Source organism: Streptomyces sp. MS191 (genome assembly GCF_008042125.1).
Lineage (GTDB): Bacteria > Actinomycetota > Actinomycetes > Streptomycetales > Streptomycetaceae > Streptomyces.
Map to the genome: position 1 here is coordinate 23,305 of NZ_RDBI01000004.1, position 13,687 is coordinate 36,991.

Sequence of the window (13,687 nt, forward strand, 5' to 3'; positions counted from 1 at the left end):
GCTTCTACACGTACGCCTTCTCGACGCGCGACGGCCGGCGCAGTCTGTCGGCCCTGGCGAACACCTCCAACCACGGGGCGGCGAACACGGCGCTCGGCGGGACCCTGGAGGCCGCGTTCTGCGGCAAGAAGCCCGCCGCCGCGCCCACGGCCAGGCGTCGGTGCGGCGAACGGAGCACGTAATTCCTCTACTTCCTCGACGGGGTCGACCCGGGCGGCCCGGGCGACTCGTTCACCGATCATGAGTGTCGGAAAGCCGGAAAGGTTCCTGCCTCCGGCGGCGTGTTCCGGCCCCGTCCGCGGGACCGCCACGCGGAGACGGGTCCTGGCCGGTTCCGCTGGGCCGGCGAGCGACGCTCGCAGAGACGTCCGTCGCCCGGTCGGAGTCCGGTCACGGGGGCTTGGCCGGCTCAGAAACGGCGGCTGCGGGCCGAGCTCACGCGCGCCATCCGCTCGACTTCCACGATCGAGCGACCGAGGGAGGCGAAACCTTGACGGCCGGGACTACCGGGCGTCGCGCCGCCGACGCGCGCGCTCGAACTCGGCGACGTCCGACATCCAGGGACCGTGCTGGTCGAGTGCCGCGCAGCCACCGCGGACGAAGGCATTCACCAGGCTCCGGTACCCGCCCATCCCGTCGACCAGGCTGTACTCGACCCGGTACTCCGGATCCGACCCGCCTTCACTCTTGCGCAGCGTCGTGATCCGGGCGACGGAGTCCGCGTAGAAGTGGAGCTGGATCCCTTCGCCCATCTCCTCGTCCTCGATGGTGAACACTTCGTTGTCCGCGGCGGAGCGCTCGCCGACGAACCCCCAGAACTCCGCTGCGGCAGTGCGGGGACCGTCCAGAATCCATTTCTTCTCGACGCCCTTGTCGTCGGTGAACGACAGGGCCGTCTTCCTCGCACTCCCGCCGAAGTCGGCGCGGTGGCCGGCAGCCTCCTCGTCATCCTCCATGGGTGTGTTCCTGGAGCGGTCCGCGGCCTCCGAGCACATCAGGAAGCCCACCGTGCGCACCGCGTCCTCGACGAGCTCGGGGTGGGCACGGCGCACGGCCGCTCTGACCGTCTTCTCCATCCGGTCCCAGTCGCGCCGGTCCGTGGCGCGGATTCCCCGTCGCGGATCGCGGCCGATCCGCATCCTGGCGCAGGCCCGCTCCGCGGTGGCGATCACCCGCATGACCTCGGGCAGCAGCGCGGGGTCGACGGCATCGGGCTTCCGCCGCGGAACCGTCGCACCGTGCAGATACTGGCCCGTGTACCTCAGAATCGCGGCGTCGAGTGGACCGAGTACTGCTCCGCGCTCGGCGCGACGGCGTTCCGCTTGGTACTCCTGAGCTCGTTTCCCGTCTGACGCTTCTGTCGCCGTGCGCATCGCCGCACATACCTGACCGCGCTCCAGCAGACCGATGTCGGCCCCGTGGACGATGAGCCGGCTCCGGTCCCACGGGATGCGCCGGAAGAGCGCGTCGACGTCCGCGGGCGCGGCAAGGAGGATCGGGTCCAGGAGCGCGACGGCAGCGTTCTCGTCGAGCTGTCCCCGGGTTCCGGCGGCGTCACACAACGGAAGGGCCGCACTCCACAGCAGCAGGTGCCTGGCCAGGTCCTCCCGGATCACCGCAAGATGGGCTTCGCTGATCGAGAACGTGAACGTGCGAGGCTCGTGGTTGGCATCGGCCCCGGCACCGAGCATCAGCTTCAGCTCGCCGTCCTCGCGGATCACGTTCGGTATCCAGCCGCTGTGGCGCGTGAAAACGATGTCTCTCAAGGACTCAGTCCTTCCCGGAACGGCACCGGCCGGCATCAGGGCGATATTGCAGCCCCGCCCCGCACGATCTGTTCACGACCACCGCGCGAATTCGATGTCGAGGCGCGTGTCGGTGCGCACCCAGACTTCGCCCCCGGCGGCCTCGGCCGGGGCGTCGACTCGTTCGATACCGAGGAATTCGATCAACTTGAGCAGTTCGGCTCGTTCGGCCCGGTCATCGTCGACACCACGCGAGTCGAAGAAGACGTAGTACTGGTCGCTCGGGTCCACGTAGCCCGAGTCCGCCCAGATCCGAGCGACTTCTTCGATCGCCGCTGCTTCCGTCGTGATCGCCGCGGCGCGGGCGGCACCGCGAGTCTCCGGTGACGCGTCGAGGTCGGCGAGGTCGGAGAACCACTGGCCGAAGCGGTCGAGGCCGGCATAGCCGTTCTCGAAGAACAGCATCGCGCTCGGAAGGTAGCGATTGCCCCTGTCGACCTGGAGGTATTCCGACCGGGGCTGGTCCGCATCCTGGATCCGGGAGATCACACCTTGCCCGGGCATGAGTACCAAACTCTGCCCCGCCGGTTCATCATTGATGGTGTAGGTGTCGGAATCCCGGTCACGGAAGAACGCGGAGAACGCTACGTAGGCTTCCTGAGGATCGCCCACGGAGACCTGTTGGTCGTTGCCGTCACCGACAGCGAAGACGAACTGTTTCGGTCCGGGGCTGTAGGGGCGAGCCATATGCGTCCTTCGTTCACGTGGGAGAGCTCCGCCAGCGTAGTCGAGTCCGAGCGGACGGACCTGCCGTCCATCGCCGACGAACAGCCAGGAGACCTCACGAATCCGCCAGGAGCTTCCGCGTGCTTGCCTGTCCGTCCGGGATCGATCTGTCCAGCCGCACCCTGCGGCATCTCTCCGGTCTCCTCGCAGATCACCGCCGTCATGTCGACGCCCGGTGGCAGCGCGTGACCTGTGGTCGGCACGCCCTCCTCGTCCTGGCCCACCTTGGCTGCGGCGACACCTACGCTGTGCCTCGCAGCAGCGTTCCGTGTCCGGAGACCGCGACGGTAGGCGAGGCCGTCGACCTCTTGGCCGCTGTCGCGCCGACGCTGGAACAGGCCATGACGACCGTGCCGAAGAAGGCGTACGTGATCCTCGACGGCACCGAGCTGCCGATCGACCGCATCGCCGCCGACCAGCCGTACCACTGGGGGAAGATGAAGCACCACGGGATGAACGTGTAGGTCCTCGCGGATCCAGCTGGCCGCCTTACCTGAGCCTCGGATGCGTTACCCGGGGCCGTGCACGATCTGGCCGGGGCCCGGACCCACGGCACTCCAGCCGCTCTCGCCGCCGACGACGTCAAGTCCTGTGCGGGCACAGCGTATTAGGGCGCAGGCGACGCTGTCCGGGTCCGCACGGTCGGCGTCGGCGTCACACAATCCCGATCACGCCGATATCCGCAGCCTGGGCGATCACGCCATGGCTCCCCTTCAGCCCTTGCGGCTCCTGCGGAAGCTCCGCTGCAGCACCAGCCACACTGCCGTCGTCCGAGCCGCCGTCGCCCTCGAACCGCCACCGGGCCGGTTCATCAGGCGCCGGTAGGCGTCGTCCATCGGGTCGACCAGGTGTACGGCCTTGTCGATGCGCCCGGACTCGGTGAACGCCGCCCCCGGCGGGGTGGGGTGGCTCTAGAGGCCGACCATCCGCAGCGGGTCGTACGCTCGGACCGGATGGGTGATCAGCGACCCGGCCACTCCGAGCATGTCCGGCCAGGGCGTCACGATTCGCCCCAGGTTCACCTTGTTGCGGGCGACAGCCTCTAGCGGCCCGAAGCCGCCGGCCTGGTCTCCGTACGCGCGGGGGTGGTCCGCGGCTGCCGGCCGAAGCCATGCCCTGGACCTCGTCGGCCCCGCGCCCTGATCGCGAGGGCCTGGGCTGGCGGAGCTTCTAGGATCTGCGGCATGGCAACACGACTCGTGCAGATCAACATGAAGGCCCAGGACGATTCCGCGCTCGGCCGGTTCTGGGCGGAGGCACTCGGTTGGGCCGTCGACAGCGAGGGGCCTGGCGTGACCAACCTCGAACCCGTGGGTTTCGCCTACCCCGACCCTGTGGCTGTCTGCGTCGATATCGTCGCCCGCCCGGAACCCAAAACGGTCAAAAACCGCGTACACCTTGATCTGGCCACCACCTCGACCGCCCATCAAGCGGAGTTGGTCGCGCGTTTGAAGGCTCTCGGCGCGACGCTCGCCGATGTCGGTCAGGGCGACGTCCCCTGGACAGTCATGGCGGACCCGGAAGGCAACGAGTTCTGCGTCCTGGAGCCCCGTCCGATCTACCAGGACACCGGGCCGATCGCCGCGGTGGTGGTCGACTGCACCGACCCACGAGAGATGGCCCGTTTCTGGGGCGAGGCGATGGACTGGAGGCTGCACGAGGTCGCCGACGACCACGCGACCATGCGCTCCGCCCAAGGCGTCGGCCCCTACCTGGAGTTCCTCCGCACCCCCGACACCAAGAGCATCTGGAACCGCGTCCACCTCGACGTTCGCCCCTACCCTGGCGACGACTTGGCCGCAGAGGCAGCCCGACTGCGAGCCCTGGGCGCCACCAACGCTGATGTCGATCAGTCCGAAATCTCCTGGACGGTTCTGGCCGACCCGGAAGGCAACGAGTTCTGCCTCCTCACGCCTCGCTGACCTCGAGCAGCGACTCCAGCTGCTTCCGGGTCGGCGGCGAAGACGGCGTGTCAGCCTGCCGCCGGAGACGGGGATGGTGTCCCAGGAGAGCCGGCGTGGGCGTCCTTGGGGCAAGAACGCCACCAGCGGCCTGTAGTCGTCGGCGGCTCCTGTACGGCTCCGGCGGCAGGCCAGGGTGTCCAATGACCGGTAGGAGATCCATCGAGCAGGAGCAGGATGGGGTGACTCCCGATCGGGGGATGGCCGTCTTCGGCGTACCCCTGCTCCGCGGACCTGCGGGGATGGCCGAACCCGCGGACGACGGCGTCAGGACCGGTCGACCCCGTGCCTGTGGGGTTGGTCCGAGGGATCAGGTCGGGCCTGGCGCCGCAAGTGGGCCGTGTCAGTTGGGGAAGGTGAAGTAGAGCGCCTCGCTGTAGAAGGACGCGAAGTGCGTCTGCCAGTCGGCTCGGACTGATGCCAGCCAGTCGTCGTTCTGGCCGGTGATCGCCGCTTCGGCCTTGGCGACGGCGTCGGGGATGACCTGGGACGCCAGACGCCGCACGCTTGCTGCCGGATCGTCGTCCGTCATCGAGACGATCTCCCCGGTCTCGAGGATGAAGTACTTCGCCTGTTGCTTCTCGAGGTGGGCCGTGGTCTTGGCCACGCACTCGGCGAACTCGGCGTCGTCCTCCAGGCCTTGGCCGACCGCGCGCAGGAGTTCACGGAGCAGGGTCGCCCCGTCGGCGAAGTCCGCGGCGATGCCGATGGGAGGGTTCCAGATCATGGACGGGACGATCGTCGTTCCGCGCCCCACCATGAGCTTGTGCGCGAGAGGGATGTCCCAGTTGTGCTCGGATATGCATCGAATCCGCTGGGGGATCTCTGCCTCGTTCGGCATCGAGTCTGCGGAGTAGAGGTACGAACGGTTTGCCATGGTCGCGACGCTAGCACCGGGGGCCGACACTGCCGGCGCCGTCGGACTCCGCCCGCGCGGTCCGTAGGCGCGGGAGCGAGCGACGTACTGCGTGAGGGCCGCAAGGCCGCGGTGGAGCGCCTGGCGCCTACTCCTGCATTCCCGGAGGCGTGGGCGACGCTGCGTCGGTGATCACGGGTTTGATGCCGCGCGCCCACAGCAGGCGGCGGTACCTGGCGAAGTCGTACCCCGGGTCCGCGTACAGGCTTCGGGACTTGCGGCGGGGCTGTCCCGGCAGTCGACACCCCCCTGCGGGTGAGGAGTTCGTCACTCCGTACGCGCCTGTGGCCTCCCGTGGGGAGCCGGGAGCCGGGAGGCGGGAGGCGGCGCGGCCCGGCCCCTTGCGGGCGACGAGGGGGCCGGGCCGCCGGCCCGGCCCCCGTTCCCGAACCGCTCGTGGTTTTGGCACCTCACGACGAACTGGCCCTATCAAGCGGCGACGATGTGGCTCCATCGATCGAATGAGGGGCCAAGATCCCGAAGCTTGATGTCACCAGCGGCATCCATTCGTCCGGATGCAGCTTTCACGAAGGCCCCGCCATCGCTGCCGGCGCTGCTGTAGAGGAAGAGCTGGCTGCCTTCGTCGATAGGCGTGGCGCCCCAGAATCGCCCTAGCGCGACATTCTTCTTGTGGTTGAACGCACCTGCGGCTGTGAATTGTCCAGTTGCCTGCGGGAACGACACCCCATCGCTGTACTGGAAGAGGGCCCACCGACCCGCGAGGGCCGTAATGCTCGACCACTTTCCGAATTGATTGACCGGGAAGCTGGCGGTCTGAGAAAAGGCGCCGAAGGAGTCGAATTTTCCGATCGCGGCCTGCGTCCCGGTCTCATCGGCGAAGTCGCCATTGTAGAAGAATACTTCGCCCGTCTCGAAGGGGACGATGCTTGTCCATTTTCCAAACGTCCCGGCCTGGGAGTCCTTGAGGTTGGTGTAGTTCCCACTCGTGTCGAATTTGCCGACTTTAGCAGCACCTGTGGTGGAATTGTAGAAGAAGACGCGACCCCCACCAAGTGGCACAACCTGGAAGGACTTCGCGAACTGATTGGCTGGGTAGTCCTTGAGGTGGGTATAGCCGCCGGCGCCATCCACCCTGCCCGATGCCGACAGCACGTTCGCCCCTTCGTCGCTGTAGAAGAAGAGCACACCGCACCCCACGGATGCGATTTGCGGCCACTTTCCAAATTGATTGACAGGGAATGTCTGCAAATGGACGAAGGCGCCGGAAGCGTCGATTTTGCCGGTTGCAGCCGTCCTGGTGCTGTAGTCGTAGAAGAACATGGTGCCGCCTCTTCGAGATTTGCATCACGAGGAAGGTATTTCCTCGTGCTCGAATTCCTCGCCTGGCCCTCGGGAAGCTTTGACCGCCACAATGGGAGTCAGCTCGGGGCAGAAACCCGGCGCTACCCTTCGAACGTACGTCTACGCACAGGTGTCTGCAACAGGTTTCCAATTCAGTCAAATCTGCAATAGATGAAATAGAACGCGTTGGCAGGCTGATGGTTTCTGTGGACTGGGTTCTGTCCGGGCGATCTTCTCGGGCTCGCGACGACGGCTGCGGCACGTCCTCAGCCTTCCGTCGGGGGTACCCCCACGCGGCGTTGTCGGGGTCGCCCGAGTACACCCAGGTGCTCTAGATCGTCGCCTCAAGGCTGTGGCCCAGGCGGACGTTGCGACGAGTGGTGGCTTGGTGAGGCGTCACCTTTACCTCGGAACGCCGGGGGTTCCGGAGGGCGTGACCTGAATCGCCAAAGTGGAACTCCAGGCCCCCTCGGCGCGGTCACCGCCCGGAAGACCTCTTCATTTCTGCCGCCGGGTTTAACGGACTGCCGGTACCCGTGCTTGGAGCGCAACGTCGTCCGGAACATCACGGTCATCCACCAACTCCCATAGTGTGGATGCCTGTTCATCGGAAAGACCCACGCCGGACCCAGCGAGCCGGTCCCGCTCGGATGGCACCAACAAGATCCCGAGACGCAACCGCGTTGCTCCGAGCGGATTCCGAGCCGGGCGCGTGCCCGATGCGGAGTGGGCGGTGGAGGCCCTGGCGGGACTGCAGCAGCGCGAGCTGATCGCTGCCTCGTTCGGCCCCAGCCTGCTGGTGGACTGCGCCTTGCCACGGTGTAGTCCGCGACCGGCTGCCGGTCACAGGGACCGGCAGCCGGCGCTCGCCGCGGCCGGCGGGCGGAAGGGTCAGGAGGCGCCCTCGTGCAGCCAGCCCGAACACGAGTTCATGTCGTAGGTTCGGGTGGAGTAATCACCGAGGCAGACCCGGTACTCGACCCAACCGTCCTCCGGGAGATTCATGTTGATGTCGAGCCGGGAGCCCACCTTGTAGTGGTTCCAGTCCTTGATCTGCGTGTTGCCGCTATCGGACCGGTAGTACATGACCATCACCGAGTGGCCGTCCTCATTGTTGTCCCAGACCAGCAGATGGTCGCCGTCACGGACGAACGACGCCGACCCGTCACAGAAGTTCGGCTCGTCGGTGCACAGGTCGCCGGCATGGGGGCCGGGGTAGGTGACGGTGTAGGTGGAGGCGGAGGCGGGGGTGGCCACCGTGAGTACGGCCAGCATGCCTGCGGCAGCGGCGCCTATGAGCTTGGAGTGCTTCTTCATCCTGGCGATCCTCGGATTGACGGGGTCACACCTGCGGCCGGCGAGTGCAACGGCGACGGCCGCAGGTGAATCGGGAGCGAACGGATGCTAGCGAAGAGGTTGATCTTGGGGCCAGAGTCCGGAGCAGTTTCCTGATGATTCCTCATCGCCGACGCCTCACCTCTCGCCTCCTGGAACTCGGCGCCGGATGCGCATGGTCATCAGCACGCTCAGGCTGGCCCTGCCCGAACACCCAGGGGCCTCCATGGGATTGGTCAGGGAGGTGCGTCCGCGCCGGGCAGGGTGGCCGTGACACTCAGGCTGCCATGCATGTTGAAGTACTTGTTGAGGAGTCGGCTGGTGAGGGGCTGCTTCTGTGTGACTCCTGCGGACACCGTGTCTTGAGCGGTCTGCGCGTCTTCGCCGGCATCTCCGGCGTGACCCGCCACGACAGCCAGGCGCTTGAGCCGCTCCAGGAGCACGTCATGCGACCCACGAGGCACCGGCGGGTGCCCTGCCGAGGGACTCCTCCCTCACCGGGGGCCACAGCATCGCTGAACAGTCAAAGAAATACCGGCACTCCACCAACCACCAGGTCGTCATTGACGCGGATACCCGCCTGGTCGTTGTGGTCGGTGAGCCTTTGCCCGGCAATCGCAACGACTGTCGGGCATGGGAGGAGTCTGGCGCGAAGGCCGCCGTGGGCGGGACCCTCACGATGGCCGACGGCGGCTATCCCGGCAACGGCCTCCTCATGCCCCACCGCCGTACCTCGGGCGCATGGTTGCCGGGCTGGAAGCGCGAGCACGCTCGCTCGCACAAACAGGTCCGGCCGTGTCGAGCACGTCTTCGCCCGCATGAAGACCTGGAAGATCCTCCGCGACTGCCGTCTCAAGGGCGACGGTGTCCGACACGCCCTGCTCGGCATCGCCCGACTGCACAACCTCGCTCTCACGGGAAAGCTTGTGCCGCATACGAGACCTGAGAGGTCCCCTGGAGACGGCTCCCCCCTCGCGGTCTCGGAGGAGAATCAGGCGAGGCAGAACTCGTTGCCCTCGATGTCCTGCATGGTGATGCATGACTCGTTGACGCCATCGGCGCGCTGCGTCAGCACGTGTTCCGCGCCGAGCGCCATCAGCCGGGCGCATTCGGCCTCGAGTGTGGCCAGGCGCTCGTCACCCACGAGCCCTGTGCCGACGCGCACATCAAGATGCACCCGGTTCTTGACGACCTTGCCTTCGGGAACTCGCTGGAAGAGCACGCGCGGGCCCACACCCGAGGGATCAGCGCACGCGAAGTAGACCTCGTCCTCAGGCGGCAGCGAGTGGTGGTACTCCTCCCACGTGGCAAAGCCCTCCGGGACTGGCGGTACGACGTACCCCAGCACCTCGCACCAGAAGGCGGCGAGGCGCGCAGGCTCCGCGCAGTCGAAGGTCACTTGGAACTGCTTGATCGTTGACATCGGCGCACGATAACAGGGGCACAGCTCATCTCCCCGGGCGGGTGGATCCGCATGTTGCAGGGAGGACGGCCCCTGCCATCCGCTGCTGTGTCGTGCGGTCACCGGGGTGAACCGAGGTCGGCGCCTCTTCCGGAGGGTGGGACCGGGATGAGCAAGCCCACGGCGAGAACCTCGACCTCCGACGCGAGCTTGCCCGCCTCGGAGGAGTCATGAAGGTCCCACCCAGCGGCAAGACGCCGAATCTCGAACCGAACCGTCGATAGCCGATGGGGTCGAAGAGGGTCGCTGACTCGCCGGCATGCAGCCAGCGCAGGGCTCCCAGGTCCCGGATCTGCGCTGCGGGCAGTTTCGAGGAGGCGGTGAAGTCGAACTCCTCGAGGGTGATCTGCTGCTCGAACTGCGCCCGCTGCCCGGCCGTGGAGGAAGGCCGCGGTCCCCGCGCCTCCACCGGTCTCGGGCTCGGTCTCGGTGCCGGCGGTGAGAAGCCCTTGATCGTGCGGTAGGACGGGTTGCCGACCGCGATGCCCTCGCGCGGGCGGCTTCCAGACCCCGTGCCGCCGTACTTCTTCCGCAGCCCGAGAACCCCGCGGGCAGGGCGGAGCCGACAGAGCACGTGGTCCTTCGGCATCGCCGCCCGAGCCGGACCGATCAACGCGCCGTAGTGAGGGGCCGGTTCGGCGTAGGCTTTGGTGATCTTCGGGTCGTGGAGGTCAGGGCTGCCACGCGTCCTCCGCGGCCTGGGCGCTGGCATGGCTGGGGAAGACCTGGTCCAGGCCCACGATGCGGAAGATCCGGGTGACGCGTTCGGGGACCGCGGCCAGTGCGATGGCCGCGCCGGCGGCCAGGGCATGGTTGCGGGCGGCGATCAGGACGGTGATGCCGCTGGAGTCGCAGAAGGTGATCGCCCCGAGGTCGAGGACGAGCTGCTGCCCCCGGCGCAGGTCGAGCTGTGGGAGAGCGTCGCGGACTTCGGGTGCGGTGTGGTGGTCGAGGTCCCCGGCGAGTTCCATGACCGGGCCGGTGGCGGTGGTGCGGATGTGGAGGGTCAGGTGCTTCGTCACTGTGGCTCTTCACTGAGGGCTCGGGGCACGTGGACGGCCAGGACGGCGGTGTCGTCGTCCACGCCGGTGAAGGTGTCGAGCAGGTCGCGGATCGCGCCGATGGTGTCGGACGCGGTGGTGGGAGCGAGGGCACGGCCGAAGTCGAGGAGAGCGTCGTCTCCGTAGCGGCCGTCGGGGCCGGCGCCGGTGTGGGCTTCGGTGAGGCCGTCGGTGTGCAGGAGCAGGGTGTCGCCGGGGGCGAGGTGGACGGTGGTGGTGGAGATGTGCGCGTCTTGCAGCACACCGATGAGCTGGCCGCCCGGGGTGGGCAGGTAGTCGGCGGTGCCGTCGGCGCGCATCAGCAGGGCTGGGGGGTGTCCGCCGCTGGCCAGTGTGATGCGGAAGCCGCTGTGCCGGGGGTCGGGGGTGAGCAGACCGAAGACGACGGTGCAGAAGCGGGGGTCGGTGCCGTTGAACTCGTGGTTGAGGACCGTGTTGAGGTTGGCGAGGACGGCGGTCGGGTCCGGGTTGTAGACGGCGGCGGCGCGCAGCGTGTAGCGGGCCAGGGAGGTGACGGCGGCGGCAGCTGCGCCCTTGCCGCACACGTCGCCGAGGAACAGGCCCCAGGTACCGGCGGTCAGGGGGAACAGGTCGTAGAAGTCGCCGCCGACCTCGTCGACGGAGGCGATGTGGTAGTACGCATCGACGTCCAGACCGGGCACGTTCGCCAGCATGGGCGGCAGCAGAGTCTTCTGCAGGGTGGTGTTCAGGAGCTTGAGGCGGTCGCGCTCGAGGTCGGCTTCCCGTCGGGCGCGCAGCAGCTCCGTCTCGTAGGCGCGGCGGTCGCGGGCGTCGAAGAGGGTGGTGCGGATCAGCAGGGGCTGTCCGTCACCGCCGGTCTTGACCGTCGAGGTGACCATGACGGGCAGACGTGAGCCGTCGGCGGCCTTGAGTTCCAGGGCGATGCCGCTGATCTCGCCCTGCATCCGCAGCAGCGGTGCGAAATGGGTCTCGTGGTAGAGCCGGCCGCCGACGGTCAGGAGATCGGAGAAGTGCCTGCGGCCGACCAGATCGCCGCGCTCGTAGCCGAGCCAGTCCAGCAGCGTGGCGTTGACCTTGGCGATCCGGCCGTCCAGCAGGGTGGAGAGGTAGCCGCAGGGGGCGTGCTCGTAGAGGTCCTCGGCGCTGTCCTCCAGCAGCTCGGAGAACCGGGCCTCCTCATCCGTCGGCGCCCCGTCCTCGGCCGGGTCCTTGGCGCCTTCTGTCTCGTCGGCTGTGGACATCACGGGGTCACTCCTGCGAACGCGGCGATCGCCGCGGCGGTCTCCTCCGGGGCGGAGAGCTGTGGGCAGTGCCCCGTCGCGTTCAGCGTGACCAGCCGGCTTCCCGGGATCCGCTCGTGGACGAACGCGCCCACTTCCGGCGGGGCGATCGCGTCGTGGGAGCACTGGGCGACCAGCGTCGGGACCCCGACCGCCGCGAGGTCGGCTCGGTTGTCGGACAGGAACGTCACCCGGGCGAAGACCCGCGCGATCTCCGGGTCCGTGCGGCAGAAGCTGTTCGTCAGCTCCTCACCCAGTTCGGGCCGCTCCGGATTCCCCATGATCACCGGGGCCATCGCGCCCGACCAGCCGAGATAGTTCGCGTCCAGCGACTCCAGCAACTCATCGATGTCGGCCGTGCTGAAGCCGCCCCGGTAGCCGGTGGCCGGGTCGTTGATGAAACACGGGGACGGAGCGAGCAGCACCAGCCCGGCGAACGCCTCCGGCTCACGGGCAGCGGCCAGCACGCCCATCATGGCGCTCACGGAATGCCCCACGAACGTGACCGGCCCCAGCGCCAGCTCCCGGCAGATTTCCAGCACGTCGTCGGTGTAGCCGTCCAACGTCCCGTACCGCTCCCGGCTCCAGGCAGACAGTCGCGAGTTCCCCGAACCCACATGATCGAAGAGGACCACGGTGAAGTCCCGCTCCAGCGCCGGCACCACCAGACGCCACATGTTCTGGTCGCACCCGAACCCGTGCGCCAGCATCACCACCGGCGCGCCGGGCCGCCCGGTCACCGTCACATGGTTCCTGCTCCGCACGTCCATGCGGCCATCCTCGCAGACCGCGATTCTCCCTCGCCCGTGGCGCTGAGCCGTACGCGCGAGCAGAAGACGCAGCCCGGGCGAGCAGCCGTACGTGCCCGCTTTGCCCGTCACCACGGGAGCGGGGCTGTGCGCGGAGCGTGGGGCGGACGCCGCCTGATGATCCTCCACAGGGACGTCCTTCTCCCGTGACACCACTGCCCTGTCCGTATCCCTGGGCGGGACTGGACGATCCGGCTGACCGGTCACAGTGACCGTTCGGCCAGCGTCACGTGCACCGCCTCCTGCAGGATGCCGGCCCGCTCCCGCGACCTTGCGACCCTGCGCCGGTTCGCCTCCCAGCACGCCGCCGCCCACGCGAAGGCGGCCACCGTCCGTCCCAACGCCGCCTGCCACTGCCGTATGGAGCGGTGCGACGCGCACGCGGATCACAAGACGTACTGCGCCGGCTCCGTGATGATGATCCTGCGCCACGATCCTCTCGTCGGGCAGGTCCGGATCGTCGAGGAGGTGTGCCAGATGTGCGCGCCGCTGATCCCGCACGCCCGCGTCATCGCCCGCGCCCCCGGACCGGACCGGACCGCCGCAGCCAACCGACGCCGCGCCTCCCTTACCTTTCTCGGCGCGCCGGACCGGACACGGTCGCCCTCGTCGACCCGGTCGCTTCGACGAAGCCGTCAGAACCATGAAGTACCAGGCGTTCGTCGACGCCTCCGAACAGGCCATGGACAACTCCTCGGCCACCGGCACACCCGCCATGGAAGTCAACGGCGAGCCACTGCCCCCACGACAGAGCGACTCGATCCTCTACGAGAAGCACTACCTCACCTCCTACATCCGCACAGTCGCCTCCGCATAAGCTTCAACGACGCCAGCCGACCGCGCCCCTACGCCACCCGGCGGTGCATCCAGAGGCCTGCACCGCCGGGTGGCGTAGGGGCGCGGTCGGCTGGCGTCGTTGACTTATGCGGAGGCGACTGTGCGGATGTAGGAGGTGAGGTAGTGCTTCTCGTAGAGGATCGAGTCGCTCTGTCGTGGGGGCAGTGGCTCGCCGTTGACTTCCATGGCGGGTGTGCCGGTGGCCGAGGAG

General features: G+C 67.9%; 11 protein-coding genes and 5 pseudogenes. 5 read left to right on the forward strand and 11 right to left on the reverse strand.

Features of this window, described 5'->3' with window-relative positions; all coding sequences use genetic code 11:
- Positions 1–182: pseudogene (locus tag EAO71_RS00960) on the forward strand (serine hydrolase domain-containing protein); the annotation flags it as partial.
- Positions 183–503: 321 nt separating this feature from the next.
- Here EAO71_RS00960 and EAO71_RS00965 read toward each other — a convergent pair.
- On the reverse strand, positions 504–1,766 hold the full coding sequence (locus tag EAO71_RS00965; protein ID WP_187282506.1) for a DUF6357 family protein: 1,263 nt from the start codon (positions 1,764–1,766) through the stop codon (positions 504–506).
- A 72-nt stretch (positions 1,767–1,838) separates the two neighbouring features.
- The gene (locus EAO71_RS00970) at positions 1,839–2,492 is read right to left on the reverse strand and encodes a DUF6357 family protein (RefSeq protein ID WP_147975851.1); all 654 of its coding nucleotides are present in this window, start codon (positions 2,490–2,492) and stop codon (positions 1,839–1,841) included.
- A 119-nt stretch (positions 2,493–2,611) separates the two neighbouring features.
- Here EAO71_RS00970 and EAO71_RS00975 point away from each other — a divergent pair.
- Positions 2,612–3,356, forward strand: a pseudogene (locus EAO71_RS00975) (transposase family protein).
- On the opposite strand, the pseudogene EAO71_RS39875 reads toward EAO71_RS00975, so the two are convergent.
- Positions 3,335–3,574: pseudogene (locus EAO71_RS39875) on the reverse strand (Tn3 family transposase); the annotation flags it as partial. The pseudogenes EAO71_RS00975 and EAO71_RS39875 sit on opposite strands and share 22 nt — an antisense overlap.
- 141 nt (positions 3,575–3,715) lie before the next feature.
- Here EAO71_RS39875 and EAO71_RS00985 point away from each other — a divergent pair.
- Entirely contained in the window at positions 3,716–4,453 is a 738-nt protein-coding gene (locus tag EAO71_RS00985) for a VOC family protein (protein WP_147975852.1), read from the forward strand.
- A 382-nt stretch (positions 4,454–4,835) separates the two neighbouring features.
- On the opposite strand, the gene EAO71_RS00990 is transcribed toward EAO71_RS00985, so the two are convergent.
- The 3 genes from EAO71_RS00990 to EAO71_RS01005 all read right to left on the reverse strand — a co-directional run bounded on the left by EAO71_RS00990 (position 4,836) and on the right by EAO71_RS01005 (position 8,027).
- The gene (locus EAO71_RS00990) at positions 4,836–5,369 is read right to left on the reverse strand and encodes a DUF7822 domain-containing protein (protein WP_147975853.1); all 534 of its coding nucleotides are present in this window, start codon (positions 5,367–5,369) and stop codon (positions 4,836–4,838) included.
- Positions 5,370–5,837: 468 nt separating this feature from the next.
- Positions 5,838–6,689, reverse strand: a complete 852-nt coding sequence (locus EAO71_RS01000; RefSeq protein WP_147975854.1) for a hypothetical protein — start codon at positions 6,687–6,689, stop codon at positions 5,838–5,840.
- Positions 6,690–7,601: 912 nt separating this feature from the next.
- Positions 7,602–8,027, reverse strand: coding sequence for a hypothetical protein (locus EAO71_RS01005; protein WP_147975855.1), 426 nt, complete (start codon positions 8,025–8,027; stop codon positions 7,602–7,604).
- Positions 8,028–8,541: 514 nt separating this feature from the next.
- Between EAO71_RS01005 and EAO71_RS01010 the strand changes: the two are divergent.
- A pseudogene (locus EAO71_RS01010) lies at positions 8,542–8,965 on the forward strand (transposase family protein); the annotation flags it as partial.
- A 71-nt stretch (positions 8,966–9,036) separates the two neighbouring features.
- Here the strand turns inward: EAO71_RS01010 and EAO71_RS01015 are convergent.
- The 5 genes and pseudogenes from EAO71_RS01015 to EAO71_RS01035 all read right to left on the reverse strand — a co-directional run bounded on the left by EAO71_RS01015 (position 9,037) and on the right by EAO71_RS01035 (position 12,600).
- Positions 9,037–9,468, reverse strand: coding sequence for a VOC family protein (locus tag EAO71_RS01015; protein WP_147975856.1), 432 nt, complete (start codon positions 9,466–9,468; stop codon positions 9,037–9,039).
- 262 nt (positions 9,469–9,730) lie between these two features.
- Positions 9,731–9,874: pseudogene (locus tag EAO71_RS40270) on the reverse strand (ATP-binding protein); the annotation flags it as partial.
- A gap of 304 nt (positions 9,875–10,178) precedes the next feature.
- Positions 10,179–10,529 (reverse strand): STAS domain-containing protein, encoded by a 351-nt coding sequence (locus EAO71_RS01025; RefSeq protein ID WP_147975857.1) that lies wholly within the window; start codon positions 10,527–10,529, stop codon positions 10,179–10,181.
- On the reverse strand, positions 10,526–11,791 hold the full coding sequence (locus EAO71_RS01030; RefSeq protein ID WP_147975858.1) for a PP2C family protein-serine/threonine phosphatase: 1,266 nt from the start codon (positions 11,789–11,791) through the stop codon (positions 10,526–10,528). Before EAO71_RS01030 ends, EAO71_RS01025 begins: the two co-directional genes overlap by 4 nt.
- The gene (locus EAO71_RS01035) at positions 11,791–12,600 is read right to left on the reverse strand and encodes an alpha/beta fold hydrolase (RefSeq protein ID WP_147975859.1); all 810 of its coding nucleotides are present in this window, start codon (positions 12,598–12,600) and stop codon (positions 11,791–11,793) included. The genes EAO71_RS01030 and EAO71_RS01035 overlap by 1 nt, the downstream gene beginning before the upstream one ends.
- 682 nt (positions 12,601–13,282) lie before the next feature.
- On the opposite strand from EAO71_RS01035, the gene EAO71_RS37380 reads away from it, so the two are divergent.
- Positions 13,283–13,456: a DsbA family protein gene (locus EAO71_RS37380; protein WP_187282505.1), complete on the forward strand. Its 174-nt coding sequence runs from the start codon at positions 13,283–13,285 to the stop codon at positions 13,454–13,456.
- Positions 13,457–13,687: the final 231 nt, after the last annotated feature.